The sequence below is a fragment of the Chlamydia gallinacea 08-1274/3 genome, assembly GCF_000471025.2.
GTDB lineage: Bacteria > Chlamydiota > Chlamydiia > Chlamydiales > Chlamydiaceae > Chlamydia > Chlamydia gallinacea.
The window spans coordinates 208,461-234,573 of sequence record NZ_CP015840.1 but is presented as its reverse complement, the minus strand read 5'-3'; the positions used below and the strand labels follow the sequence as shown (position 1 = coordinate 234,573).

Genomic DNA, 26,113 nt, shown 5'->3' with positions numbered 1-26,113 from the left:
TTGTTACAGGATCTTTGATGTGCGTCTCTCCTATAGATTTTATAACTAATGATTTTTTAGGCTTTGCTCGTTCAACGCAATTAATGTATGAAGTTGAAAGGCGCTATCGCCAGTATTGTCAAGAGTTTCCATATGCAAAATCAGGAGCTCGAGGTTCTCGATCAACTTTAGGTTCTCCACCAGTTGTCCATGACTTAGAAGAAAAAATTGCTCGCTTTCATAATGTAGAAGCCGCATTTGTGGTGAATAGCGGCTCTATAGCAAATTTTGGACTATGCTACCATATCACAGAGACTACTGATATGGTTTTCTGGGATGCAGGTGTTCATATTTCTGTGTATAGCAGCTTGCGAGTTATTGTAGGCAACCATAAATCATTTCCTAATAATGATCTTGATGCTTTGGAGTCTTTATTACGCGCTCATAGGCGCTTATCTTCTGGAAGAATTTTTATTTTTGCCTGTTCAGTATACTCGTGTTTAGGGACTGTGGCTCCTCTAGAGAAACTACTCATACTTGCACGTAAGTACGATGCCTTTTTAATAATAGATGAGGCTCATGCCTTAGGACTTTTTGGAGAAGAAGGACGTGGTTTGTGTCATCACTGGGGATATGAGAATTTCTATGCTGTTTTGGTAACTTATGGAAAAGCTATGGGCGCTGTAGGTGCTGCGATTCTCTCTTCTAGGGAAATAAAGACAAAGTTGATGAACACAGTCCCTTTGTTATGCTACACAACTGCTATGGCTCCTCATGCTTTGTTGACCATAGGAGCAGCTTATGATCATCTTCTGATTTCTGGAGCAGAAGCTCGTAATCAGCTTGTGCAAGTACAAACGTATTTTTCCAAGCGTTTTAGTATACGTGTTGTTGGGGGTGGGGTGCCACTGTTTTTCCCGGATGATGTTAGGAAACTTCTGGCAGCAGAGCTCAAAGCTGCTCATGTGCATGTGGGAATGATGAACTTCGTCAAGCAACCTTGCATTCGCGTGAATTTGCATGCATATAATACGGAAGATGAGATTGACATTCTCGCAGATAAACTTAATGATTATTTAGAAAAATGTTGTCATGGGGTCCACATCGATTGTAAATCGAACTTTTGATGATAGTTTTACCGTTGCTAGAGTTTCATGAAGCTTTTGATTTACCGGGAGGATTTGTTTGCTCTTGATTAAAAATTGATAGCGAAAGGTGTCTTTAATTTTAAAATGACCACAAGGAGTAATTTCCATAACTTTGGCTTGTATGCCTAGTTTTTCCTTTAATGTGTTGTGAACACGCTCGGCTTCTGATCGAGTGAATTTAGGGCATTTCCCCAGGAAGATACAACGAATCAAACGTGTAAATGGAGGGTAAACACATAATTTCCTACCAAGAATTTCTTGAGAGTAAAAGGCAGAATAATCTTGTTGCATAGCGCAACGAATCGTCTGATTCTCAGGAAGAAAAGTTTGAATGAAGACTTCTCCTGGAAGGTAGCTGCGTCCCGATCTTCCCATAACATGAGTAATTAATTGGAATACTTGTTCTGACGCACGAAAATCAGGGATGTATAATCCAGAATCTCCGTTAAGAATCACTGCGAGAGTCACTGCAGGAAAATGCATTCCTTTAGCAATCATTTGTGTGCCAATGAGGATATCCGCTTTCCCCGTAGCAAATTGTTTTAGTAAGGATTCATGATCTCCAAGAAACTTAGTGGTATCCGAGTCAATGCGTAGCGTACGTGCTTGCGGGAAGAGATTCTTGACTATTTGTTCTATTTTTTCCGTCCCCGATCCACGATATTGCAATGTCAATGTTCCGTGGCATTTGGGGCAAGAGGTTTGCGGTTCTTTAAGAGAGGAATTACATAGGTGACAAAGAAGGACATTTGCATACTTATGAAAAGTTAATACCATGTCACAACGAGGACATTTTAATAGGTGTTTGCATGATGAACAGGAAACATTCGTGTGGTATCCTCGGCGATTAAAAAAGATTAAAGATTGTTCTCCTATAGCTAATCGTTTTTCAATACCTCGAATGACAGCTTGTGAAAACAGAGTTTTTGCTTTTTGTTTTTCCATTTCCAGGTTCATATCAATGAGGGAAACTTTGACATCAGAGGTTGCGGAAACTCGCGAGGTAAGTTCAGAAAGAATGTATTTCCCAGAGAGTGCATTGGTATAGCTTTCTAGGCTGGGCGTAGCACTACCTAAGATGACAGTAGCTTGTGCTAATTTCCCTCGCATAACAGCGACATCACGTGCATGATAACATGGGTGGCTATCATTGTGTTTATATGCAGAGTCGTGCTCTTCATCGACAATGATTAATCCTAAGTTTTGTACAGGACAAAATAAGGCGGATCTTGGGCCAATGATAATATGAATTTCTCCTTTGCAGGCACCTCGCCATACTTTATTTCTATCACTATTATATAACTTGCGATGGAGAACCCCGACCTCTTCTTTAAAATACGCTTTAAATAATGTAACGATTTGTGTTGTTAAAGCAATTTCAGGGACTAAAAGAATCACACTTTTCTTTAATTCCCTGGCTTTGCGCACGGCTTGAAAATATACCTCAGTTTTTCCACTTCCTGTGATACCAAAAAGAAGATGGGTTTGGAATTTCTCTGAAGTTAGGGAAAGGAAAATTTTATCTAAAGCATCGCGTTGTTGCTTATGTAATGGATAGGGGTTCGGAGGAAAAAAGGTACATTTGCTTTCTTGAAGTTCTAAATCGCCTGGGCTAATGAGTTTTACATGTCCTTGTTGTTCTAGAGAATGTAAGGTCGATAAGGAAACTTTCACTTTCCTCATTAGTTCAGATAATTTTGGAGGCGAAGAAAAGGATAAGAGTGCTTTGACTATGGTAGCGTGTTCAGGAGAAATTGTAGGAAGGATTTTTTGGATTTGTGTTTTGTTTTGTTTAAGAACAATGCGATAATGCTGTTTAGATTGTGTAGCTTGTGACGTGATAATACTTAGGGGAAAAACAAGATGAACAATCCTACCCAGAGGGGTGAAATAGTATTGACTCATCCAAAATATTAATTGTAAGAGATCAGAAGATAGGAAAATCTCTGAAGTAATAATATTTAAAATAGGAAGAACTTGTTTACAAGAAGTCGTGGTTTTGATTCTGTAGACGATACCATATGTTTTGCTTCTCTGTAGGGGGACACTAACGCCAGTACCCACAGGAATATGTTCAAAATCCTTAGGAAGACCGTAGTCTAATATTTTATTGATATTAGAGTTTACAATGACTTCTGCGTATAGGCGAAAGGAAGTTGATTTAGTAGAGTCCATAGATCTCGTTTTAATTGCGGATCATTTTCATAGTATATCGAAGAATAAATAGGAATCCAAGTGCTCCCATTTTCTGTGAAAGATTGATGATAACGTGCGTGGGAGATTTTGTAACGTATCATGGCTAGAGGGGCTAGGGATAAAGAGAAACTTTCATGGTTATGAAAGACATTTTTATTTCCTACGGAGATGAGTGTTGTTGGGAAGAGTTGTTGAGTAAGAATTTTTGCCAGTCTATTGAAAAATAAAATTTCTTCATTGTTTTCTTCATCTACAAAAATCCTACAAGGAATTTTTATGGGGGAAGCAAGAACATGAGGTTGTAATGCACGATAGCTTAATCTCAAGATTTCTACTTTGGAAAAATCCGCATGGGGAGGAAGATACTCCCAGGAAGTAGTTTTCTTTTGATCACGAACAGGAGGTAATTGTGGTTCTGGGAGTGAGGTGATAACTTGAGATGAGTTGGTTTCAGATGGACTAGGAACTTTTTCTGGGGCTTGTTGGGGAGCAGTATTCCCCTGGGTCTGGGCAGGGAGAGGGGAAAGTAGATCGTGCGCAAGATGTAAAGGAGTGAGTTGTGCTAATGTAGGATAGTGTTGACCTAAATAGCGATGAGCAATTTGCTTCAAAATAGAACGTATAGAGGGATCTGAATTTTCCATGCAGATATGAAAATAGAAAAGATATTTATGATTCACTATAGATGTAGATAGTTTATTCATCTAGGCTCTTTCTTTTTGGACCTAGAATTTGTGCTTTTAGAAGCTCAGAGCCGTCCATCCAGTAATGAAGAGAAATATTTAAGGGGATTTTATGAAACGAATACTACAAGGAAGTTTAATTGTACTTTGCTTGTCATTTACTCTACCATGTTTAGGGGCAAAAAAACGTTCCCAAACATTAGTACAAAACCATTTAGTAAAAGCTGTAAGTCTTAAATGGGAAACATATCAAGAAGCTATGGAACAATCTAAAAAAGATAAAAAGATAATAGCATTGTTTTTTACCGGCTCTGATTGGTGTATTTGGTGTAAAAAAATGGACGAACAAATTTTGCGGTCTCCTGAATTTATTCAGTTTGCTCATCAGAATTTACATATGGTAGAGTTAGATTTCCCACAATCAGGTGGTCAATCAGAGACTACGAAACAAGAAAATCAATTTTTAAAAAATAAATATCAAGTTAGTGGATTCCCCACACTAATATGTATTGATAGTCAAGGGAAAGAGCAACTCCGCATGGGATTCGAATATGGAGGTGGTGAGAACTTCGTCAATAAAATGAAGATGAAATTAAATAAAAAGTCGTCATAGTTTTCTTGATAATTTTTAGAGAGGAAAAATTCCTCTCTAAAATGTATTTTCTTGTAATTAAACATTCATCTTTTTTGTTCTTTCTGAGAAAATCTTACTTCATTGCCATGGAATGAATTTTTTGTGAAAATACTCCCTGCCTTAGAAATAGAATTTTTAAGTCATTTAGAGTGCTTAAAATTGAAATATGCATAAGCAAAAAGGATAAATACAAAATATGTCAGATGTTGAATACCTACGAAATGAAGATTTTCTTTATAGACGGAATAAACTCCAGGAAATAATAGCTTTAGGTATTCCACCCTATCCTTATGAATTTCCAGGAACGACAAGTGTTAAGGAAATTAAAGAGCAATTTGTTTCCCAGCCTCTAGGTAATAGTGAGGATGCAACAAATAAACAAACTCCTAGAGTGACAATTTCAGGAAGGATGGTACTTTTTCGTTCCATGGGAAAAAATGCTTTTGCTCAAATTTTGGATAATGATCAAAAAATTCAAGTGATGTTTAATCGGGACTTTTCTTCTGTTGTTGGGCTCCCCGAGAACGCAGAGATTTCTCATATTAAGTTTATCGAAAAGAAATTAGATTTGGGTGATATTTTGGGTATTTCCGGCTATTTGTTTTTCACCCACTCAGGAGAATTGACTATTCTTGTAGAAACCGTGACTCTATTATGTAAGTCATTACTCTCTCTTCCGGATAAACATTCAGGATTAAGTGATAAGGAAATACGCTATAGAAAACGGTGGTTAGATTTAATTTCTTCAGAAGAGGTACGCCAAACCTTTTTAAAGAGAAGTCGAATCCTTAAATTAATCCGTGAGTATATGGATGCTCAGGATTTTATAGAAGTTGAGACCCCGATATTGCAAAACATTTATGGCGGAGCTGAAGCTACGCCATTTACCACAGAGCTTAAAGCATTGCACTCAAAAGTGTTTTTACGAATTTCTTTAGAAATTGCTTTAAAGAAGATTCTTGTAGGAGGCACCCCGCGAATATATGAAATAGGTAAGGTATTTAGAAACGAAGGCATTGATAGGACACATAATCCTGAATTTACGATGCTTGAAGCCTATGCTATGAATATTGATTATCATAGCGTCATGGTATTTGTAGAAAATCTCGTTGAATATCTAGTGAAAAAAGTCAATCACGGTAGTACAGTTCTTACTTATTCTCATTTAAAACAAGGACCTCAAACTGTAGATTTTAAAGTTCCATGGATTCGCATGACAATGAAAGATAGCTTAAAGATATATGGAAATCTAGATGTGGATCTTCATGGAGATCATGAATTACGTGCAATATTAAAAGAACGGACATCATTACCCGAATCCTCCTATGCTACGGCTCCACGAGGCTTGTTAATATCTGCTTTGTTTGATGAATTAGTCTGTGATCAATTAATTGCGCCTCATCACATTATGGATCACCCTGTAGAAACGACACCTTTATGTAAGTATCTACGCTCTGGTGATACAGGGTATGTAGAACGTTTTGAGAGCTTTTGTTTAGGGAAAGAACTATGCAATGCATATTCTGAGTTAAATGATCCTTTCCTTCAACGTAAGCTGCTAGAGGAGCAAATGGAGAAAAAGGCTTTAAATCCTGATAGTGAGTATCATCCTATTGATGAAGAGTTTTTAGAGGCTTTATGTCAGGGAGTAGGGCCTGTAGGAGGATTTGGAATCGGTATTGATCGTTTGGTTATGATTTTGACTGACTCAGCTTCTATTCGGGATGTACTCTATTTTCCTGTTATGCGTCGTTTAGAAGTAGATCGCGGGGAGTAGCGGATAAGAGACTAGAGTTTTTTTAGTTGAGGTCCCGATTTTGCGTCCTCAATCGAGTAACCAAGAGCGGCTATTTGCTGACGTAGGTTATCAGCTTTTTCCCAATTTTTCTTTTGTCTAGCGCTCTCTCTCTCTTTCACAAGATGTAGAATATGCTCGGGAACGTCTAGATGAGTAGAACTGGGAAGGATTCCTAGAACATGGTTAATTTTATTTATAATATCCAGGATGTAGTGAGCATCCGTTTTTGTAAAATTTCCTGCATCAATTAACGAATTAATTTGATGAACAAAATCAAAAAGTGCTGCTAGTGCGGACGCAATATTTAAATCATTAGCTAAGCTTTCTGTAAACGCATGTACAAATTCTTCTCCACAGTTTGTTGCCTTAGGTGAGACAAAGTCTCCTAGAGGGTAGGGGTATTCTAAACGAGAAATAAAATCTCGCAGACGTTTTAAGGACTGACGACAAGCGAATAAACCGTCTTTAGTAAAGTTAAATTGTGTTCGATAATGGCTTTGTAAAAGCATATAACGCAATTCATAGCCAGAAAATCCCTGGTCTAATAATTGGCGTAATGTAAAAAAATTTCCTAAACTTTTGGACATTTTTTTTCCATCAATGAGAAGATGTTCTGAATGTAGCCAATACCGAGAAAAAGGTTGGTTAGATAAAGATTCTGATTGAGCAATTTCATTTTCATGATGAGGGAAAATATTATCGACACCCCCTGCATGAATATCCAAGGAATCGCCAAGGAGCTCCATAGCCATTACTGAACATTCTAAATGCCATCCAGGTCGTCCTTTGCCAAAAGGGCTTTCCCAATACACATCACCATCACGATGGGTATTATATGCCTTCCATAGGACGAAGTCTGAGAGATTTTCTTTGTCATATTCATCATCTGCGATGCGGGAACAGCAATGCAAATCCTGTAATGTTAATCGTGATAATTTCCCGTAGGTGGAGAACTTCTGTATAGAAAAATAAATAGAATTATCCTGACCCACATAAGCAATATGAATATCTAGGAGTCGTTGGATTGCGTGGATCATTTGAGGGATGTATTGTGTAGCGCGGGGATAGATATCCGCAGGAAGAATATTTAATGTTTTAAGGTCTTCAAAGAATGCTTGGATATAAGGAGCCGTGTATTCATCAAGAGAAATTTGTTTTTTCTTTGCTCCGGTTAGAGTTTTATCATCAACATCAGTAATGTTCATTACGTGTTTGACCGAGTAACCAAAAAACAGTAAAGTTCGTTTTAATATATCCTCAAACACATAAGTACGAAAGTTCCCGATGTGGGCATAGTCATATACTGTAGGTCCACATGTGTACAATCTAACGGGATCATGAAGAGGGGAAAAGATTTCTTTGGTACGCGATGCTGTATTGTACAAATACAATGTGCTTGATTTTTCAAGTACGTGTTTCATAGGGCGAAGTCTCGTATTACATATACTAGAAAGCTTACAGGCACACGAAATTGCAATAAATTTTTCATAGTGGGCGTGTGATCTCAATTCTATCGAGAATGTTAGCATAAGATTGTTTCATGATCTAGTTTTTCTCATTCGTGAGTTTTAGCCATTTTTTAGTTGTTGTTAGGAATACCATGAATAGGAAATCCACTTTTTTGCCTAGGGAATTCCATTGATACCGAGAGCATTTTACTGCAGCTAAAGATGTAAATTTTAAGTAATGTTTTTATTTTGTTTTAATAAAAAAAATACTATACAACAAGAAGCGAATAGCAGAATGCTCCCAGAGGCGTTTGTCATGCCTAAATAAACGATTTGCATTCTGAGAAAAAGAGAGGGAACCATGATCGTATCGCAGATTGTGAAGAAATGTTCTTTAAAACAACTGAAGATATGTACAACGCTTCTGCTCGGAATAAGTTCTTTGCATTTGCAAAGTGCAGCGCATGATCAAACTTCTCCTGCTCAGCTAGTTTGGCACGTAGATTATAAGGAAGCTGTGAAAAAAAGTCGTGATTCTGAGCTTCCCCTGCTAATCTTTTTCTCAGGTTCTGATTGGAATGGTTCTTGCATGAAAATACGGAAGGAAGTTCTCACTTCCTTAGAATTTGCACAAAAAATTCTTGGGAAGTTCATTTGTTTGGAAGTAGATTTTCCCAGGCATTTTGAGCAAAGTAAAGCGCTACGTTTACAGAATAATGAACTGAAGGTTAAATATAAGGTAGACGAGTTTCCTTCTCTTTTGGTTATTTCTCATGATGGGCGAGAAATTTATAGAATGGGATCTTTTGGCAATGAGACAGGAAGAAATTTAGGGGAAAGTCTTTGCCATGTGGTAGATAGTGACTTTTTTATTAATAGTGTTAGTCCTAAGATCCATACATTATCTATGGAAGATCTACAAAAATATTATCGCCTTGCAGAAGAAATTGCACGTAGGGATTTCATGGAAAAGGCATTGGAATTAGGTGTGCACAATGATGATTACTTTTTCTTATCAGAAAAGTACCGTCTCCTTGTTGAAAGTGGTCGAATGGAATCCGAAGATTGTCAGAAGATTAAACATAAATTGTTAAGTAAAGATCCTGAAAACAAGCAACATACGCATTTTACTGTAGCTTTGATTGAGTTTCAGGAATTAGCTAAGAGGTCAAAAGCAGGTGTTCGTCAAGATACTCACCAAGTTATTGCTCCTTTAGAAGCTTATCTCGCTACGTTTGGTCAACAGGATAAGGATAACGTTTGGAGAATTGAGATGATGATAGCTCAATTCTATTTAGATTTCGATCAATGGAACAATGCTTTACAACATGCAGAGATTGCTTTTGAAACTGCTCCTAAAGAGGTACAATCCCACATTTCTCGTTCTTTGGACTACATTCGTTACCAGTCATAGACTCTTTCTTTTCTAGCTTGTTTTTCAGGGCCTCGGGAATGGAATGAATTAAATCTTGGAGTAGGCCGTGAAACTTGGGAGTGTATTTCTTTTTTGGCATTATAACAACTTGACATATAGGTAATTGATGTCGTTGTTGCCGAAAAGCTTCGCGTACAATTCGCTTAAAATAATTTCTTTCGTGAGCCTTACCGAACTTCTTTGATACAGTAATCCCTAACTTACAGCATCGAGAATTTCTAGATGGAGACACTAAAAAATCCACTTGCCTTCCAGGAAAAAATGACCCAAACCGTGAAACATAAAGGAACTGTTTTCTCTTTAAGATGCGGGCGCTTTTAGGTAAAGTTGAACGACACACAAGATAAAGTTATACTATAAATCGACTAAATTATGTCTACCGTGACGTCGGCGACGGTTCAATAAATTTCTTCCACTCTTTGTAGCCATACGAGCTCGGAAACCTACAGAATTTCTACGTTTTCTCTTGCTAGGTTGATAAGTACGCTTCACGACACTTCCTTAATTACTATTAAATAAAGTTAAGTTTTTTCGATTGAAGGTAAATCAAGAAATTGAATTAGAAAAACCTAGAACCAGTGTATAAAATTAGATGAATAAGTTCAAGATAACTCAAGATTTCCTTGTTTTTGGGTTAGTACTTTTTTAAAAAGTCTATTGTTGTCAAAAAGTATCAAACAGATTAAATTAGTGCCTTAATCGGCATTCCGTCAGTTTTTAGGAATCTCTCTAATCCAAAATTTAGGGAGCTCATCAAGGTAGTTTTTCATGAAAGTAAGTTCATCTATCAAAGCAGATCCATCTAAGGGAGATAAGCTTGTCCGACGCAAGGGTCGTCTTTATGTTATTAATAAAAAGGATCCAAACCGTAAGCAGCGCCAAGCAGGACCTGCTCGTAAAAAATAATTTTAAATTTAGGTAAGAACGCATGGCGAAGAAGTCAGCAATAGCAAGAGAAAATAAGCGTCGTCTCTTAGTAGCAAGGAATTATAAGAAACGAGAAGAGCTTCGCAAAATTGCCAAAGACTTAACTGTAAGTGAAGAAGAACGAGAAAGAGCGCGTGAAGCATTAAATAAAATGAAAAGAGATACTTCTCCTTCACGTCTGCATAATCGCTGTTTATTGACGGGGCGTCCTCGGGGATATTTAAGAAAATTTGCTATTTCTAGAATTTGCTTTAGACAAATGGCCTCTATGGGAGAAATTCCTGGAGTTATTAAAGCAAGTTGGTAAAAATTCATTTCTTCATTTTGATTCTGAAAGCTTTTTATCTGACTTTTAGTTGAAAGCTTTCAGAGCATTATTGATTTCTGGCACATTCTTTACTTTTTCCCAATTCTGCATTCCCTTTTTCCATACCCAAATATTTTGGGGTGTCACATCTTCTTCTGTCCGTTCTGCTTTAGCATGTAGAAAAAGAAGCAAATCTTCAAAAGATAATGGGCCAACGGCTTGTTTATCTTTATTAAGATAAAACCACTTTTCTGTACTGATCTCTACTCTATCTATAGAAGATGAGGCTTCTGTTGGGGATGTATTCTCTAGAAAAGAATTTAAGGCGTTATTAGAGAGATTGTTTTCATCCGGTAGGTTGAGATGTGTATCTTTGTGAGATAGAGGGGGAAGAGTAAGGAGGATAATGATTCCAAAAACTCCAAAGAACATCCCTGCAAAAAACCACCCAATAGGATTACGGTTTTTCTTGCTAGCCATATAGGCTGTTAAGAACCCAAGAAGAATATAGATTAAGAAAAAGGTAGTAGGCTGCATAGAGGTTAAAATATTAAACATTATTGACTTCATTCTCGTGATAAGGGGCGAACTTTATAAATATATTATAACACACTGTATGCTGGAGTGACGGAAGAATAAGGAGGACACTGATTCCAAAAACTCCAAAGAACATCCCTGCTAAAAACTATCTAATAGGATTACGTTTTTTCTTTCTAGCTATGTGAGCCATTAGGATACCGAAAGATAATATCGATTAAAAGAGAGATTATCAATTCCATAGAAGTTAAAATATTTAATTTTATTGATTTCATTCTCATAATGAGAGTCTAGCTTTGTATACTTATAGGGAATAGGGAAAACAATGAACCCAAGAGGTTGCTCCAGAGGAAAACTATCTAAAAAGACCACGATTTTTTCTATCTATCGCAGATAGTTAGGAGTCCAAAAAAAAGCTAAAGGATTGCATTGAGTGTGGTATATTAACTGCAGGATCACTAGACTAATCATCTAGAGCTTATTACTTCTATATATTATTTCTATAGAGGACATTTCTTGTTAGTAAAATAGGCAGATAGGAGGGATATGGATAAGCAGAACTTAAAGCTTGATGTTAAAGAAATCGAATTTCCTGAAACTATATTTAGTCGGGATATAGAGACACGTGTTATTCAAGTAATTATTTTACATTGTTTAGCTAAGATTCACGGAGTTTCTCTCTTAGGAGGAAATTTAATTGATACCCTATTTGGTAGAGATATCGAAAGAATGAAGGGAATCTATGTAGAACAAGACTCCAAAAACCATTTAGTTAAAGTTCGAGTTGAGGTCAATGTAGATTATGGAGTCTCGATTCCAGAAAAAACAGAAGAAATTCAGGGGTGCATTGTTTCAGAAATCTCTGAATACACAGGGTTACATGTAGCTGCTGTTCACGTGATTGTTAAAGGATTAACGCAACCTAAAGATCGTACTGAATCTGAAGAGGAAATTGAAGAATTCTGTGCCGCAGATCTACCCTCCACGGAAGATTTTCTTGAAGAAATAAAAGAAATAGATAATTAGAGTACCCTACTTATCACCCTGAGTTTTATTTTGCGTTTGTTTATTTAGTAGTTGTTGAATATCTTTTTTTGTTAGTCCAGGGATAGTTTCTAACTCTCCCTGGGAAGCTTCCATGACTCTTTTCCAGCTCTTAAATTTTTGTAGAAGTCGTTTTCTTTTGATTTCTCCAATACCGGGAATTTTTTCTTGAGGAAGTAGAGCACTCTTATCGCGTTTCTTAATATGCTTGCTGATGGCAAAGCGATGCGCTTCGTCGCGTAATCTTTGAAAAAATTGGAGTAATTTTGAGGTAGGGGGTAGGTGAACTCCCTGAGGAAAGTTATCACAAAAGATTTTTTCTCTTCGCATAGATTTACTGTGGTTACCCGCTTCTTTAGCAATAGAGACGACTTGAATGCCTGTGATGTTGAGTTCTTTTAGTGTTGTTTTTGCTTGGAGATATTGTGCTTTTCCTCCATCGATAACGATGAGATCAGGAAGCATAGAAAGAGAAGAGAAGCGACGCGAAAGTACTTCATGAAAAGAGGCGAGATCATTTTTGGAAGAAGCAAGTGAGAATACACGGTATTGCTTAGGATCTAGGGCATCATTTTCATAAACGATGCAAACGCCAATATTATAAGAACCTTGTAAGTGAGCGTTATCATAACACTCTATACGGCAGGGATAATCCGGAGATTGTAGAACAGTTTTCATTTCTTCATAGGGAAGAGATGCAGATAGTGGTGTTATTTGCATCTGCAATTCAGCATTGTGTTGAGCTAGATGTAGTAATTCTTTGCCATATCCTGTTTTGGGAGAACGTATTTGAGGAGCGGTATCTTTATTTAATAATTGCGAAAAGTGCGGAATCTTGATAGGAATAGGGACCAAAATTTCTTTGGGAAGATAAGGTTGATTAGAATAATATTGCAAAATAAATGAAGAGAGAACGTCAGGATCTTCTTGAGCATTTTCAGAAAAGAGAAAATGACGAGCTCCCAAGAGTTTTCCAGATCGTACTGTGAGAACAGTAATAACAATTTCTTGGTGTTCCCTATACAGACCAATAGCATCGATATTTTGAAAGTGAAAGTTTTCCACGTTCTGTTTGGTCATTGCTTGTTGAATAAGTTTCAGGGTACGATAATACATACCTGCTTGTTCGAATTGTTGCTTTTCAGAAGCCTTTTGAATAGAGATTTCTAAATCTTGAATGATAGTAGTGATTTTCCCTTTCAAAAATAGTACAGCCTTTTGTAAAGTCTCCTCATATTCTTCATGAGAGCATAAGTTCAGGCAGGGAGCTAGGCAACGTTTCATTTCATAAAGAATACAAGGACGTTTTCTAGAAGAAAATTCACGATTAGAACACGTGCGGATAGGAAACCATTGGCTAATAACTTCGAGGAGTGTTCGGCACGCTTCTGCACTTACATAGGGACCGAAAATTAACTGCTTTTTAGAGGAAACTACTGCTTTAGTTCGAATAGCGTCAATTTTTGGCCAAGGATGAGCAAGAGATATTGACAGACAGAAGAAAGTTTTATCATCTTTTAAAAGAACATTGTATTTGGGATGATATTTTTTTATTAAATTATTTTCTAAAAGCAAAGCTTCAGTTTCATTAGAAACAACAATGGTTTCGATGTCTGTTGTTTTCTTCATTAGAAAAGGAATTCTTTCTCGGGAATCTCCTTGTTTTTGAAAATATGTAATAATCCGATTACGTAGATTTTTTGCTTTGCCAATATACAGGACTTCTCCAGAGGCATCTTTCATAAGATATACACCTGGATCTGTAGGAATGCGCTTAGGAGAAAAGTTCTTAACCTGCATGGTTAAAATAACATTAATTGCTGCATTTTTTCTTGTTCTTGCTGCGTAGAAGTTGCTTCAGGCCCTTCTAGCTGACGCAGGATGTGTTGAGCTCTTGATACTACACAAAGAGGGAAACCCGCAAGTTTCGCAACATGTATACCAAAACTTTTCTGAGAATGTCCTTTGAGAATTTCATATAAGAAAATAGGTTGGCCTCCGTTTTCTTTTACACCCGCATGGTAGTTTTCGACATGAGGGCAATGGCTCTCTAATTCTGTCAATTCTTTGTAATGAGTAGCAAATAATGTTTTTGCTTGCTTCCCTTGTGTGAATAAAAGGTATTCAATAACAGCTTGAGCAATAGCCAAGCCATCATACGTACTTGTTCCTCGTCCTACTTCATCGAGAATGACTAGAGAGTGATTGGTAACATTATGTAGGATATTTGCTGTTTCGGCCATTTCTACCATGAATGTAGACATCCCTTTAGAAAGGTTATCTCCTGCACCAATGCGTGTAAAAATTTTATCGATCATGCCAATGTGTGCAGATTTTGCAGGGATAAAGGAACCCATTTGGGCCATAATGACAAGTAAGGCAATTTGACGAATGTAGGTAGATTTCCCTGCCATATTAGGGCCTGTAATTAAAAGTATTCGTGTTGAGGCATTGTCCATAGAAATATCATTGGGAATAAATGTTCCCTTACTTAGTAGAGTTTGAACAACAGGATGTAATCCCTGAACTATAGATAGGGTAGAGCTAGAATCTACTACAGGACGGCAGTAGTTATATTCTTGAGCTAGATCTGCAAGAGCAGCAATATAGTCAAGGTCAGCAATGACTTGAGATAAATAAAGAATACTTTCTCGTTGTTGAAGGATTTGTACACATAAATCTTTGAATAATGTAGTTTCTAGGTTTTGTAATTTTTCAGAGACATTGAGCATGTCATCTTGAAATTGTTGTAATTCTTCTGTAGTAAACCTTTCTGCATGAAGACGTGATTGTCTACGAATAAATTCTTTGGGTAGTAGAGGAGAGGACTTACTATCGACTTCTATGTAGTACCCCAAAATTTGTGAGTAACATACTTTAAGCTTTTTTACTCCAGTTTGTTGACGAATAGTTTCTTGGTATTGCCACAGCCATTCCTTGGAATTTTCCTTCATATGGCGTAAACGTTTTAAATCGGAATGATAGTTATCTGAAAAAATGTTTCCATCTGAAATTCTTAGTGGAAGGTCTTCTAATAAAGCATTAGAGAGCAATTGAATCAAAGAAGTTATTTCTATAGGTAAACTACATCTTCCTGTAAAGAATTTGGGTAAATGTTCTAGGGACAGGAGTTTGGAGATTTCTTCAATAGCCACTAGAGAGTCCCGAAGCATACCTAGGTCTTTAGGACCAGCAAGTGTAGTAGTAATTTTTGTCATTAAACGCTCTAAATCTCGTACTAGCATCAATAAAGTACAGAGATTTTTTCTTAATTTTTGTTTATTAAGAAGAAACTCGACAGCATCTTGACGTACAAGGATTTCCTGTAGATCATAAAAAGGATTCACTAAAATATGGCGAAGCAACCTACCTCCCATAGGGGTATGCGTACGGTCCATAACGTGTAGAAGAGAACTTTTCCCTTGAGGATCGTTTAGGGGGGATAAAAGTTCAAGATTGGTTTGTGAAGACGAATCTATCAGTAAGTGTTTGTGTTTCCCATAGGTTTTAGGAATCGAAATATGTTCTATAGGAAGTAAAAGCTTATCTTGTAAATAAGAAAGCAAAGCTCCTGCTGCATTAATTGCAGGGACGAAACCTTTTAGACCAAAGCCATCTAAAGAAGATACTTTAAAATGGGAGGAAAGCTTTTGTGTAGCAAACTGGTGTTCAAAAGCCCAATCTATGTAGGTAGATATTGATATTTTTAGGTGTTGTTGGATTTGTTGTAAGATATCGCTATGCTTTTTGTAGAATTTGTCATAGCTAACAATTTCTTTGGGAGATAGACGACAAATTTCATCAATAAGAAACTTAGCATTATCACATTCGTGCAGAACAAAAGCTCCTGTAGAAAAATCTAAGCAAGCAAAGCCAAAAAGTGTACCAATACGTGTTAAAGATAGAATATAGTTATTTGTTTTTTCTAAGAGTAAAGACGACGAAAGTAATGTTCCTGGGGTAACAATTCTGTGAAGTTCTCTGGGTAAGGGTTCCGTTTTTCCCTTGCCAGGCTCAGACTCTTCAAATTGTTCTGCGACTGCAACTTTTAATCCCTTGCTTATCAAACGATCAATGTAGTTATTAATCGTAGCTACGGGAACACCGCTCATGGGAATGCCTTGCCTTTGCGTTAGGGTAAGGTCAAGATGCTGAGAGATAAGAACTGCATCATCATAAAATGCTTCATAAAAGTCTCCCATGCGGAAGAAAAGAAGAGAGTCTCCTGCTTGCTCTTTACATTGATGCCATTGTTTCATCATTGGAGTTATTTTTTTTGATGTCATGATGTTTCTGTGCAAATACGGTGGTGTTCTAGAAGTTAAATCAATCAGAATATCTTTGTATTGTCGTAGATCAATAACTTATTAGGTTAGCAAACTTTAGCAAAAGACCCTAGAATTTTTACTGAATTTTCCTGAGGTAGATGGGTGGGTGCCCTTAAGGATTTTTTTGGAATTTTCTTGTGTAATTGAGTCGGCTTTTTTTTTACTAGAAAGTATGGCATAACCAAAAGCAGTATATAGTTGTTCAGTAATGTATACAGAAGAAAGTTTAGATCATCTTAGGCATAGTATTGATATTGTTGAAGTGCTTTCCGAACATCTCTCTTTAAGGAGAAGTGGGTCGACTTATAAGGCATGCTGTCCTTTCCATGTGGAGAAAACACCTTCGTTTATTGTCAATGTTCCAGGCGCATATTATCATTGTTTTGGATGTGGAGAACACGGGGATGCTATTCGTTTTCTGATGCAGTACTTAGGCTATTCCTTTACTGAAGCTGTACTGACCTTATCAAAAAAGTTTCATGTGGATTTGGTCATTAAACCTAGAGACACACATTCTGCAGTTTCTATAAGTGCTAAAGAGGAGTTAAGGCAAATCAATAGTGAAGCTGAGAAATTCTTTCGCTTTTGCCTATATTTTCTAGCTGAGGGTAGAGAGGCAATGCAGTATTTGTATCGTCGAGGATTTTCTCCGGATACTATAGAACGTTTTCATTTAGGTTATGCACCGGAACAATCTTTGTTTATTCAATCTATGCAGGAAAAGAATATCTCAGAAAAACAACTGGAAAATGCAGGTTTTATTGGAAATAAGTGGTTTTTATTTTCACGTAGAATCACATTTCCGATTCATGATGCTTTAGGGCATACCATAGGATTTTCCTCAAGGAAGATGGTAGAAACTACACGAGGAAGTAAGTATGTCAATACTCCGGAAACATTAGTGTTTAAAAAATCACGAGCTTTGTTTGGTTTACACTTATCACGAAGAAGAATTGCTAAAGAAAAACGAGTGATTTTAGTTGAAGGACAAGTGGATTGTCTGCAAATGATTGATGCGGGATTTAATTGCACTCTAGCAGCTCAAGGAACGGCATTCACTGAAGATCACGTGAAGGAATTGACTAAATTAGGCGTGATAAAAGTTTATGTACTTTTTGATGGTGATACTGCTGGTATTCAGGCTGCAATACGTGTAGGAGATATTTGTCAGAAAGCGGGAATCGCTGTATTTATTTGTCGTTTGCCTAAAGGTCAGGATCCTGATATTTTCTTATTACATAAGGGAGCAAGATGCTTAGGAGAACTTCTTGATCAAAGTGAGGATTATCTTACTTTTCTTATTGGTGAAAAAGTACGTGCGTATCCAAATTTTTCTCCTAGAGAAAAAGCCAGTGTTATCGAAGAGTTAATTACACAAATTAAACGGTGGGGGAATCCTATTGTTGTTCATGAGAATTTAAAACAATTAGCATCTGTAATGATGATTCCTGAAAGCATGGTATTTTCGTTAGCAAAATTAGAAACAGGAGGCTCTCCTCTAAGAATGTCCACAACTCAAAGAAAGGTAGAGAAAATCCCTTCTGATGTCATTATTGAAACGGATATTTTGCGCTGCATGTTATTTTGTAAGCCGAATAACTTAAGTATTCCTTATACTGCAAAAAGTTATTTTACCCCCGATGATTTTAAGCATCCTGAGTGTCGGAAGCTCTTTTCTTCACTTATTCAGCACTATGAGCAGCACAAGATCAATCTCCCCCTAGACGAAGCATTGGCTCTGCTTAATGACCAGATGATTGTTGATTTATTAATTAAACGTCTTGTAAATACGAATTCCTTAGAGCAGGTGTTTGTACAATCTTTACAAAAGCTAGCAGATCGTCAGTGGAGAGAGAAGCGCCGCTCGCTTTCCTCATTCGTAAAACAGGAGGATCGATCTAATACCTCTTTGTTACAAGACTATCTTCGCTTGCGCAATGGCAGGCTAATCATCTCTCTTCTTGATCCTCAAGATTGTTAATTATTTTTAATTAAATTTCTCCCATTTATTAATTAAAATTATTGAGATTTAATGATTTTTAATATAAAATGTTTTCTTAATTTTTAAATTAAAATTTAGTTCTTATGAAACTCTATAAATTGTTTCTACCAGTACTTGCTTGGGTTTTATGTTGTAGCCACATGATGACTATGGCATCTACCAATCGTTCTAGGGGGATTGTTGCTGCTGAGGCTGCGGGATTATCCTTCATAGGTTCAGCTTCTTCAATTGCGAGTGTTAGTGATGTTGTAAAGGCCGCTGGCATTGGTTATGGAGCCACTTGGGTGCTTAATGAATTGCAAAACCAGCGGGTTGGGGAATTAGACTCTTTACTATCTCGCTGTGATTCCGTATGATTCTTTTAATTGAATTCTTATTGTGGATTCTTAGGGCATGAACTATATGCTTACCGCTTCTCTCTAATATAGACCTAGGAATGCTTTGAGTGTGATTGTCTTTGTATAAGATGTTTTTCCGGTATTGGGTAGTTTTTTTACGAGTATCTATTGTTGCTTTTGGCAAGGAGAAAGTTGTGCTTCTCTAGAGAGGGTTGTACGAACAAAACCTCCGCAATATTGTGTTTTGGACAACGGCATTAAGGTATATTATTCTTATTTTGCAGCATTAGAGGATGCAATAGATCATCATAAGCTTGGGATTTGTGTTTTTTTTAATCCTTCTTACAGCAGCGACTGGGAAGAACTTGTGAAGAGAGATCTTTGTTTGACCAGAAATGTATCTTTTGTATGTAATTTTGTCATTCTACAGCCCGGCTTAATTAATTCCATGGAATTTTATCCCAAGATGGACCCCATGATTCATTATATGGCAGAATTTCTGGAACACTTCCCCGATAGAAATATGAATGAGCCCTGTATCATCTTTATTGCTATTGATTCTAAAGGACAAGATTATATTCTGTATGTCCTTCCTCAAAAATTCTTTGTTTAGGACACAGTTTTTGTTTCCCTAAAAAGAGCAACCACGAATTCTTGTTTATTTTGAGAGGATATCCGTACTCAAGTTGCAAATGCGAGTTTATTTAATTAGGTATATTTTAAATTCATGACTCTGTTAAAGTTTCGGTCTATTTTTTAGATATGATTAATTGAGCTCACCTTATGCGTATATTACTCGTAATACTTTCTTTATTATTTATTTTGCCTGTAGGAACAAAGTTGCCTCGTTGCATAGCAAATGAAGAGAATCAAAACCAGGATTGTATTTTTTATCGTTATTTAGATTGTATTGAGGCTACGAGACAAAGTGGAAAAAGTACGGTTCTCGTTTTATATAGCGATCCGCATACTTCAGAGTTTAAAGATCTACAGGATATAGCCCATTCTATGGGGGAGTCCGTATTGTGTAAATATGCAAATTTTCTTGTTCTTAGTCCTCAAGGGGTTAATATTTTAATTTACCCGCCCATGCCTGATCCGATGCTCAAGGAAATCGCTATATTTCAACAGTATTTTCCTGAGGTTACGCCACTACAAGGTACCTTCCTTATCACACTTTCTGTTTCTCAAGATACTGTAGAGCTTGTAGATATTGCACCTATTGATTTTCCCAGCTAATGCGGGTTGGGTGCATTTCATTATTATCTAGAGATTTTCTGTAGTAATCCAAGTGTTTTCTTAAGAATGTAAAAATCATAATATCTTTTTTTTGAGTATTGTGCTAGGCTAGCTTGCATTTTAATTCTTAAGAGTAATTTTTAATGCGAATTCTATTAACTTTATTTTTATGTTTATTACTACCATGTCAATCTATTTTCGGTAAAGATGCCTCAATTTCTACTGCTATAGCTGTAGAAAACACTGACAATATTTTTGAGAGTTTCGAAGAAGCTTTAGCCCACGTAAAAGATTGTGACATACCTATACTCATGGTATTACTAAGTCTTTCTCCCTCCCCTGTATTGGATGAAGTTGTAAAAAATGGTTTCATTGAGGAGGATCCGCTTTTTTTTCAATCCTTAAAAGATTTTGCAGCATTTGCTGTGCTGCGTCCTACGGAAACAGGCGATGCATGTGTTACGAGTTTCTTACAAACTTTTCCTGGAGTTTGTGATGAACAAGGAGGAATTTATCTTATAACGTTTTTATGTAGTGAAGATGAAGTTTGTATATTAAACGCCTCCCCAATTTCAGATCTTTCAAATCTTTATTAAAGATAAAGAAACAATTGTATAAAGAATATGGCCCTAGATAGCCCATCTAGGAGCCTATTTTCCAGTGTATTATATTTTTAATTCTTCCCATTCATAGAAAGAAAATTTCTCCATAGCAGTTACTAATAAATGTATGCGTATATTTTTTAATTCTTCATTTCCACTAGTGATATGAACTTCATTTAAAAATGTATTAATACTATCCGTAAGTTCACCTAGAGCAAAGAAATACTCTTTTTTTAATGTGCGTGTATTTGTGTTGTTTTCAAAATTACTTAGAGCCATTTGTAAATGTGCTTCTTGGGTATTTGGCTGTATTTCTTGAGGCGTAGTAATAGAAAATTTCAAGGAAGCTAGCATTTTTTTAAGACGATTATATGTTGTAGTGATTTTCCTCAGGACAGCACTTTGAGTATTTTTCATTTCGTGAAGAAGGTTTGCCGATCGGATGATTTCTACAGGATTTTTCGGTGCAATACTCGAAAGAACTGTAGAAATAATGTCTTTGCTGAAATTTAAAGAAAATAAAAATGTTTTTAATCGTCCCCAAATAAATACAAGGATTTCGTAAACTACCTCAGACTTATCCCAAGAATGTTGTTGAATTGTGTTGGGAAAATGTTGTGCGAGTTGATTTAGTAGAGTTTCCAAATTCAAAGAAGCATTCGCAGCATGTAATAAATTAAGAATTTCTAGAGATTGTCGGCGTAAAGCATAGGGATCATGAGAAGATGTTGGCCGAAGATTTAAAATAAAGCAGGAAAGTAAGTTATCCAAACGATCAATTAAACTTAAAAGAATCCCTGTAGTTGATATAGTTTGGCCATCAGTAATGTGACTTAAGTGTTCTCTAATAGCTACTGCCACTGCTGTAGATAATCCAGCATGTTTTGCATAGTAGGATCCCATGATTCCTTGGAGCTCAGCAAATTCATTAACAACAGAAGAAACTAAATCTGCTTTGCAATATGTAATAGCTGTAGTGATGTCTTCTTGGGAAGATAGAGGTAAAAGAGGGTAGAGGACTTCCTTATGAGCTTGTAATCTTTCGATTTTATCGTAAAGAGAACCAAGAGCATCAAAATATGTTACTGTTTTTAATTTATCAACAAAACTTGCTAAAGGTGTTTTTAGGTCTTGAGAAAATAAAAAATCACCATCTGTAAGGCGAGGAGTGAGGGCTTTTTCATTACCTTGAATAATCGTGTCATTGGGACTATTATCACATACCAAAATAAATTTATTTGTGATCTCTCCATAGGCATTTTGTGTGGGAAAGTATTTTTGATGATTGACCATTTCAGCAATTAGTAGTTCTTTGGGTAAAGCACAGAACTTAGGCTGAAATTCGGCACAAGTAATAAATGGATGCTCTGTTAAAAAAACAGTTTCTTCAAGTAAACGAGGATTAGCAATGGGGAAAATATTTTCTGAGCTATGAAGTTGCAGTCCCTGGGAAATAATTTCTTTACGTTCTTGATGAGAAACAATTACGCAAGCATTACGTAGGGTATCTCTATAGTATTGACAAGAAGGAATAGGAATTTCTCTAGGATCTAATTGTCGATGGCCGTAAGAGATATTAGAGGCTGTGACTTTGCCAAAAGTAAAGGGTAGAATTTGTGTTCCGTATAAAGAAACTAGCCAACGAATAGGGCGAGCATACTCTACACCACTATTATCATAGACCATTTTCTTAGGGAATTTCATAGAATGAATTAATTTAGGTAACTCATTTTGTAGAATAGTTGCCGTATCTTGATGTTCCTCTGCATATGATATGAATAGGTAGGGGACAGAGTTCACTTGACGAACAGTAAATTGTGAATATTGGGAAAGTTCATTATAGTGATTTATCTGTATATTGTGAGACGCAAAGAATTGTTGTCCCTGTGGTGTTATATCTTCTTCTGTAAATAATGAAGATAAGGGAGGGCCTTTCTTTTCTATAGCTGGCTGGATTACTATAGGCTCAAGTTTGTAAATGCATAAAGCCAAGCGCCGTGGAGAACCAAATACTTCTAAGCGTTCGTAATGTATGTTATGATCTGCTAGAAGTTTTTTAGATAAAGATTCTAGCTGTTGTATGCCAATGGGAACAAAAGCAGCAGGTAATTCTTCCGAGCCTATTTCTAAAAGAAAATCTTCGGGAGTATCGATTTTAGGAAGACAACTAGAAGGAGTTTCTACTTCTAGAGAATCTGTAGGTACGTTAGGCATTAAAGGATAGTTTAGAGAAGCACGCCAATGAATATACCCATCAGCAACAGCACGAGCTAATTGACGGATTTTTGCAATATAACGTGTACGTTCTGTAACAGAAATCACGCCTCGTGCATCTAAAATATTAAAAGCATGGGATGCTTTAATAACAAAATCATAGGCTGGGACAGGTAATCCTTGTTCTAATGCAGATTCAACTTCTTGAGCAAAATCTTCAAAATGTTTTAACCACATATGTGTGTTTGCAACATCAAAATTGTATTCGCTCCACACTTTTTCAGAGGGCTGAATAATATCTCCATAGGTTAATTCGTCATTCCAAAGAACACGAAAGATCGAGTTTTGGCCTTGTAGATACATCGCGATTCTTTCAATGCCGTAAGTAATTTCTCCACTAATAATATCAAGAGGCTTGCTTCCTATAGCCTGAAAATAGGTTAATTGGGTAATTTCCATGCCATTTAACCAAACTTCCCAACCTAAGCCCCAGGCACCAATAGTGGGGTTTTCCCAATCATCATGAACAAAACGAATGTCGTGATTTTTTAAATTTAAACCAATAATTTGTAACGATTGCTCATACAACGAGAGGAAATTTTCAGGAACAGGCTTAAGAAGAACTTGCAATTGATGGTAGTTTTGTAGGCGATTGGGATGCATACCATAACGGCCATCTTGAGGACGACGAGAAGGCTCAACGTAAGCAGTTTTATAGGGTTCTGGACCCAAGGCACGCAGGAATGTCGCAGGATTAAATGTTCCTGCTCCCACCTCTAAATCATACCCTTGATGGATCACACATCCTTGTTCACTCCAAAATTGTAGAATTTTAGCAATCATTGCTTGTAAAGTGAGCGGATGTGACATTGTAAGGACTCCATTCTAATTTAGGCATTCTAATGTTTCAATGCAATAACATGCCACTTGAGAAACAAAGGAAAGATTACCATTACAAATAAAAACAGACAATACGAAGAGAGAAAATTAAAGAAACTCCTTCAAAAAAATGGTTTTTTGATTACAATCTCCTGAAACTTGAACTAATTTTCACCTACTTATTTTTATTTGTTTTTGAAGTATAGGGTTGAATTTCTAGTTTACGTTGGTTTTTATTCTGAGTGTATCATGGGGCTACCTAACTATTTAACTTTTTCCCGGCTATTTATAACGCCAATTTTTATGCTACTTTATTTGAAGGGGAAGTGGCTAGGTATTACTCCCGTGGTTCTTCCATGTATATTGTTAGCTTTACTCGGCCTTTCTGAACTAACGGATGCTATTGACGGTTATATAGCTAGAAAGTTTTCTCAAGTTACTGATTTAGGGAAATTGCTTGATCCCATGGCAGATAGTATTTATAGGATTTCCATTTATCTTACATTTACTCAACCACCAGTAAATTTTCCTCTGATTCTTGTGTTTGTTTTTCTCGCTAGAGATTCTGTGATTAGCACTTTGCGTACTGTATGTGCGTTTCGTGGTGTTGTTGTTGCTGCCCGAGTTAGTGGGAAAATCAAAGCGATTTTGCAAGGAATTAGCTTTTCCTTGATTCTCTTAGCCATGATCCCTCATTCATTGGGAATGCTTTCTGATAGAGGTTTGGAGGTTTTTGCTTCCATCATTGGCTGCATAGTTGCTATTTACTCAGTATATTCTGGAGTAGAATACTTTTGGGTAAATAAAAATTATTTATTGCAAAGAAGTAAGGGAAAACCGGACGACAATTTATAATAAAGACAAATAAATTTTTTCATACTGAGATGCCATGGTGTTTAAACCAGAGGATCGTTGCATACCTTCTTCAATCATATGAAACCAAGTATCGGGTTCATGGCGATATATAGAGACGGCTAGAGAGAGCATGCGATAAAAATCACGGAAGTTTTCTGTCTGGGAAAAGGTTAGGCCATGAATATGGGGAAGCACTGTATCGGCAAGTCCACCCGTTGATCGTACTAAGGGCACTGTTCCATAACGCATGCTAATCAGTTGTGTAAGTCCGCAAGGCTCAAAATGTGAAGGGATACAAATCATATCAGCTGCGCCATAAACGAGTCGAGCTAAAGAATCATTGTAGTCTAGGATAATGCGTATATTAGGAGAATAAGTTAAAGAATCTTGTAAATGAGTAAATTGTCTTTGTAATTCTTGATTATAGCATTGACCAATGATGACCAGAGAATAGGCATTCTCCATAGCATGGAGAATAGCTGCTTTCATAAATTCAGGACCTTTCTGTTCCACAATCCGAGAAATAATGCACATTAATGGGGTATACTCATGGGACAAGCCTAATTTTTCATATAAAACAGATTTATTTTCTTCCTTTTTTGTGAAAAAGACATCAGGTTCTTCTAATAATTTTACATTATAATTTGCAGCTAAGCAGGGATCGGTTTCTGGATTCCATAGGTTCTCATCAATTCCATTTAAGATTCCGCAAAAAACGTCACTCCGTGCAACAAGGGCATCATACATTTCATGGTCAGAATAATCTTGCAGAATGTCTCGGGCATAAGTAGGAGAAACTGTGGTCACATAATCGGAACAGTATAAGGCGCCTTTAAGGAGAGCGGAAGTGTGAGGGTCACGAAATAATTGATAATTACTTAGGCCAAAATTACTAATTCTTGAGGTGGCTAGTACTTGTGAACTGCAATAACCTCGGTAATTGAAATTATGGATAGTAAAGATTCTTTTTGGATAGTATTTGTGGCCGGGATCTTTTAATAATCCTGCTAAAAGCCCTAAATGCCAGTCATGCATATGAACAATGTCTACTTTATCAGAAATGTGCAAATAAGCAGAAACAGCGGAAGAAAATGCCATAAAGCGTAAGGCATCGGTTTCCGTGTCTGTGTAGATTGTTGACGTAGAGAATAGATCTAATTGAGAATCTAATCGAAGAAGTGTAAGAAGCATATTTTCATAAGAATAGGAGAGCGCTGTTGCTGTTTGTCTTCCTAAGAATTCATAAGAGAAGGTCTGTTCATTGTTGCGTGGAGTAGAGGGAAGAGAACAGAGCTGGGGATACAGAGGGAGAACAACTTCAACATGATGATTTTCAGCCAATGCTTTGGATAGGCCGTACACTGCATCTCCTAAGCCACCTGACTTGATAAGGGGGGCAAATTCTACTGCAGTCTGTAAGATTCTCATGATTTTCTTGCCTCATGAATGAATTATTTGCGTCATAGCAGGCCAAGAATAAAAATCACAAGGTGAAAAGTACTATTTTAAATGGTTTGGTA

23 protein-coding genes are annotated in these 26,113 nt (G+C 36.7%); 13 read left to right on the top strand and 10 right to left on the bottom strand.

What is annotated here, in order from left to right; all coding sequences use genetic code 11:
• Positions 1 to 17 precede the first annotated feature (17 nt).
• Positions 18 to 1,106 (top strand): aminotransferase class I/II-fold pyridoxal phosphate-dependent enzyme, encoded by a 1,089-nt coding sequence (locus M787_RS01035; protein ID WP_021828611.1) that lies wholly within the window; start codon positions 18 to 20, stop codon positions 1,104 to 1,106.
• Here M787_RS01035 and priA read toward each other — a convergent pair.
• Together priA and M787_RS01025 are read right to left on the bottom strand one after the other, a co-directional pair.
• Positions 1,056 to 3,302 carry a replication restart helicase PriA gene (gene priA, locus M787_RS01030; protein WP_021828610.1) on the bottom strand — a complete coding sequence of 749 codons (2,247 nt, stop codon included), beginning with the start codon at positions 3,300 to 3,302 and terminating at the stop codon, positions 1,056 to 1,058. The genes M787_RS01035 and priA overlap by 51 nt on opposite strands.
• Positions 3,251 to 3,967 carry a hypothetical protein gene (locus M787_RS01025; protein ID WP_034734918.1) on the bottom strand — a complete coding sequence of 239 codons (717 nt, stop codon included), beginning with the start codon at positions 3,965 to 3,967 and terminating at the stop codon, positions 3,251 to 3,253. Before M787_RS01025 ends, priA begins: the two co-directional genes overlap by 52 nt.
• A gap of 151 nt (positions 3,968 to 4,118) precedes the next feature.
• Between M787_RS01025 and dsbH the strand changes: the two genes are divergently transcribed.
• Positions 4,119 to 4,619 carry a disulfide reductase DsbH gene (gene dsbH, locus M787_RS01020; RefSeq protein WP_021828608.1) on the top strand — a complete coding sequence of 167 codons (501 nt, stop codon included), beginning with the start codon at positions 4,119 to 4,121 and terminating at the stop codon, positions 4,617 to 4,619.
• Positions 4,620 to 4,836: 217 nt separating this feature from the next.
• Positions 4,837 to 6,417: a lysine--tRNA ligase gene (gene lysS, locus M787_RS01015; RefSeq protein ID WP_021828607.1), complete on the top strand. Its 1,581-nt coding sequence runs from the start codon at positions 4,837 to 4,839 to the stop codon at positions 6,415 to 6,417.
• Positions 6,418 to 6,428: 11 nt separating this feature from the next.
• Here the strand turns inward: lysS and cysS are convergent, their stop codons facing one another.
• Positions 6,429 to 7,859: a cysteine--tRNA ligase gene (cysS, locus tag M787_RS01010; RefSeq protein WP_021828606.1), complete on the bottom strand. Its 1,431-nt coding sequence runs from the start codon at positions 7,857 to 7,859 to the stop codon at positions 6,429 to 6,431.
• Positions 7,860 to 8,247: 388 nt separating this feature from the next.
• Here cysS and M787_RS01005 point away from each other — a divergent pair, with 388 nt between their 5' ends.
• Complete coding sequence (locus tag M787_RS01005) at positions 8,248 to 9,300, top strand: thioredoxin family protein (protein WP_021828605.1); 1,053 nt, start codon at positions 8,248 to 8,250, stop codon at positions 9,298 to 9,300.
• On the opposite strand, the gene rnpA is transcribed toward M787_RS01005, so the two are convergent.
• Together rnpA and rpmH are read right to left on the bottom strand one after the other, a co-directional pair.
• Positions 9,242 to 9,661 carry a ribonuclease P protein component gene (gene rnpA / locus M787_RS04795; protein ID WP_077974829.1) on the bottom strand — a complete coding sequence of 140 codons (420 nt, stop codon included), beginning with the start codon at positions 9,659 to 9,661 and terminating at the stop codon, positions 9,242 to 9,244. The two genes, M787_RS01005 and rnpA, sit on opposite strands and share 59 nt — an antisense overlap.
• Before the next feature lie 14 nt (positions 9,662 to 9,675).
• On the bottom strand, positions 9,676 to 9,813 hold the full coding sequence (gene rpmH / locus M787_RS04790) for a 50S ribosomal protein L34 (RefSeq protein WP_077974830.1): 138 nt from the start codon (positions 9,811 to 9,813) through the stop codon (positions 9,676 to 9,678).
• Between the two features lie 276 nt (positions 9,814 to 10,089).
• Between rpmH and rpmJ the strand changes: the two genes are divergently transcribed.
• A complete protein-coding gene (rpmJ, locus tag M787_RS01000; protein ID WP_011006789.1) occupies positions 10,090 to 10,227 on the top strand; it encodes a 50S ribosomal protein L36 in 138 nt (45 codons plus the stop codon).
• A 22-nt stretch (positions 10,228 to 10,249) separates the two neighbouring features.
• A complete protein-coding gene (gene rpsN, locus M787_RS00995) occupies positions 10,250 to 10,555 on the top strand; it encodes a 30S ribosomal protein S14 (RefSeq protein ID WP_021828604.1) in 306 nt (101 codons plus the stop codon).
• A gap of 45 nt (positions 10,556 to 10,600) precedes the next feature.
• Here the strand turns inward: rpsN and M787_RS00990 are convergent, their stop codons facing one another.
• Positions 10,601 to 11,104, bottom strand: a complete 504-nt coding sequence (locus tag M787_RS00990; RefSeq protein ID WP_034734922.1) for a DUF4339 domain-containing protein — start codon at positions 11,102 to 11,104, stop codon at positions 10,601 to 10,603.
• 534 nt (positions 11,105 to 11,638) lie between these two features.
• Between M787_RS00990 and M787_RS00980 the strand changes: the two genes are divergently transcribed.
• On the top strand, positions 11,639 to 12,118 hold the full coding sequence (locus M787_RS00980) for an Asp23/Gls24 family envelope stress response protein (protein WP_021828602.1): 480 nt from the start codon (positions 11,639 to 11,641) through the stop codon (positions 12,116 to 12,118).
• A 6-nt stretch (positions 12,119 to 12,124) separates the two neighbouring features.
• Here the strand turns inward: M787_RS00980 and uvrC are convergent, their stop codons facing one another.
• The gene (gene uvrC, locus M787_RS00975; RefSeq protein WP_021828601.1) at positions 12,125 to 13,936 is read right to left on the bottom strand and encodes an excinuclease ABC subunit UvrC; all 1,812 of its coding nucleotides are present in this window, start codon (positions 13,934 to 13,936) and stop codon (positions 12,125 to 12,127) included.
• A 2-nt stretch (positions 13,937 to 13,938) separates the two neighbouring features.
• Complete coding sequence (gene mutS / locus M787_RS00970) at positions 13,939 to 16,422, bottom strand: DNA mismatch repair protein MutS (protein WP_021828600.1); 2,484 nt, start codon at positions 16,420 to 16,422, stop codon at positions 13,939 to 13,941.
• A gap of 250 nt (positions 16,423 to 16,672) precedes the next feature.
• Between mutS and dnaG the strand changes: the two genes are divergently transcribed.
• From dnaG to M787_RS00945, 5 genes are all read left to right on the top strand, one after another.
• Positions 16,673 to 18,445 (top strand): DNA primase, encoded by a 1,773-nt coding sequence (dnaG, locus tag M787_RS00965; protein ID WP_021828599.1) that lies wholly within the window; start codon positions 16,673 to 16,675, stop codon positions 18,443 to 18,445.
• Between the two features lie 104 nt (positions 18,446 to 18,549).
• Positions 18,550 to 18,822, top strand: a complete 273-nt coding sequence (locus M787_RS00960; protein WP_021828598.1) for a hypothetical protein — start codon at positions 18,550 to 18,552, stop codon at positions 18,820 to 18,822.
• Positions 18,823 to 19,189: 367 nt separating this feature from the next.
• Positions 19,190 to 19,417, top strand: coding sequence for a hypothetical protein (locus M787_RS04915; protein ID WP_223200923.1), 228 nt, complete (start codon positions 19,190 to 19,192; stop codon positions 19,415 to 19,417).
• Positions 19,418 to 19,587: 170 nt separating this feature from the next.
• Complete coding sequence (locus M787_RS00950) at positions 19,588 to 20,043, top strand: CT795 family Sec-dependent secreted effector (RefSeq protein ID WP_021828597.1); 456 nt, start codon at positions 19,588 to 19,590, stop codon at positions 20,041 to 20,043.
• A gap of 143 nt (positions 20,044 to 20,186) precedes the next feature.
• The gene (locus tag M787_RS00945; protein WP_021828596.1) at positions 20,187 to 20,639 is read left to right on the top strand and encodes a CT795 family Sec-dependent secreted effector; all 453 of its coding nucleotides are present in this window, start codon (positions 20,187 to 20,189) and stop codon (positions 20,637 to 20,639) included.
• Between the two features lie 69 nt (positions 20,640 to 20,708).
• Here the strand turns inward: M787_RS00945 and M787_RS00940 are convergent, their stop codons facing one another.
• A complete protein-coding gene (locus M787_RS00940) occupies positions 20,709 to 23,729 on the bottom strand; it encodes a glycine--tRNA ligase (protein ID WP_021828595.1) in 3,021 nt (1,006 codons plus the stop codon).
• A 258-nt stretch (positions 23,730 to 23,987) separates the two neighbouring features.
• Between M787_RS00940 and pgsA the strand changes: the two genes are divergently transcribed.
• Positions 23,988 to 24,593 (top strand): CDP-diacylglycerol--glycerol-3-phosphate 3-phosphatidyltransferase, encoded by a 606-nt coding sequence (gene pgsA, locus M787_RS00935; RefSeq protein ID WP_021828594.1) that lies wholly within the window; start codon positions 23,988 to 23,990, stop codon positions 24,591 to 24,593.
• Here pgsA and glgA read toward each other — a convergent pair.
• Entirely contained in the window at positions 24,588 to 26,021 is a 1,434-nt protein-coding gene (gene glgA, locus M787_RS00930; protein WP_021828593.1) for a glycogen synthase GlgA, read from the bottom strand. The two genes, pgsA and glgA, sit on opposite strands and share 6 nt — an antisense overlap.
• Between the last annotated feature and the right edge of the window lie 92 nt (positions 26,022 to 26,113).

Bases quoted from the DNA above. Each gene is read 5' to 3' on its own strand.
- M787_RS01035 (WP_021828611.1), top strand. From the start codon at position 18: ATGTGCGTCTCTCCTATAGATTTTATAACTAATGATTTTTTAGGCTTT.
- M787_RS00950 (WP_021828597.1), top strand. From the start codon at position 19,588: ATGCGTATATTACTCGTAATACTTTCTTTATTATTTATTTTGCCTGTA.
- M787_RS00940 (WP_021828595.1), bottom strand. From the start codon at position 23,729: ATGTCACATCCGCTCACTTTACAAGCAATGATTGCTAAAATTCTACAA.
- cysS (WP_021828606.1), bottom strand. From the start codon at position 7,859: ATGAAACACGTACTTGAAAAATCAAGCACATTGTATTTGTACAATACA.
- lysS (WP_021828607.1), top strand. From the start codon at position 4,837: ATGTCAGATGTTGAATACCTACGAAATGAAGATTTTCTTTATAGACGG.
- pgsA (WP_021828594.1), top strand. From the start codon at position 23,988: ATGGGGCTACCTAACTATTTAACTTTTTCCCGGCTATTTATAACGCCA.
- priA (WP_021828610.1), bottom strand. From the start codon at position 3,302: ATGGACTCTACTAAATCAACTTCCTTTCGCCTATACGCAGAAGTCATT.
- M787_RS00945 (WP_021828596.1), top strand. From the start codon at position 20,187: ATGCGAATTCTATTAACTTTATTTTTATGTTTATTACTACCATGTCAA.
- M787_RS00980 (WP_021828602.1), top strand. From the start codon at position 11,639: ATGGATAAGCAGAACTTAAAGCTTGATGTTAAAGAAATCGAATTTCCT.
- rpmJ (WP_011006789.1), top strand. From the start codon at position 10,090: ATGAAAGTAAGTTCATCTATCAAAGCAGATCCATCTAAGGGAGATAAG.
- dnaG (WP_021828599.1), top strand. From the start codon at position 16,673: ATGTATACAGAAGAAAGTTTAGATCATCTTAGGCATAGTATTGATATT.
- dsbH (WP_021828608.1), top strand. From the start codon at position 4,119: ATGAAACGAATACTACAAGGAAGTTTAATTGTACTTTGCTTGTCATTT.
- uvrC (WP_021828601.1), bottom strand. From the start codon at position 13,936: ATGCAGGTTAAGAACTTTTCTCCTAAGCGCATTCCTACAGATCCAGGT.
- mutS (WP_021828600.1), bottom strand. From the start codon at position 16,422: ATGACATCAAAAAAAATAACTCCAATGATGAAACAATGGCATCAATGT.
- M787_RS01005 (WP_021828605.1), top strand. From the start codon at position 8,248: ATGATCGTATCGCAGATTGTGAAGAAATGTTCTTTAAAACAACTGAAG.
- rpsN (WP_021828604.1), top strand. From the start codon at position 10,250: ATGGCGAAGAAGTCAGCAATAGCAAGAGAAAATAAGCGTCGTCTCTTA.
- M787_RS01025 (WP_034734918.1), bottom strand. From the start codon at position 3,967: ATGGAAAATTCAGATCCCTCTATACGTTCTATTTTGAAGCAAATTGCT.
- glgA (WP_021828593.1), bottom strand. From the start codon at position 26,021: ATGAGAATCTTACAGACTGCAGTAGAATTTGCCCCCCTTATCAAGTCA.
- M787_RS00960 (WP_021828598.1), top strand. From the start codon at position 18,550: ATGAAACTCTATAAATTGTTTCTACCAGTACTTGCTTGGGTTTTATGT.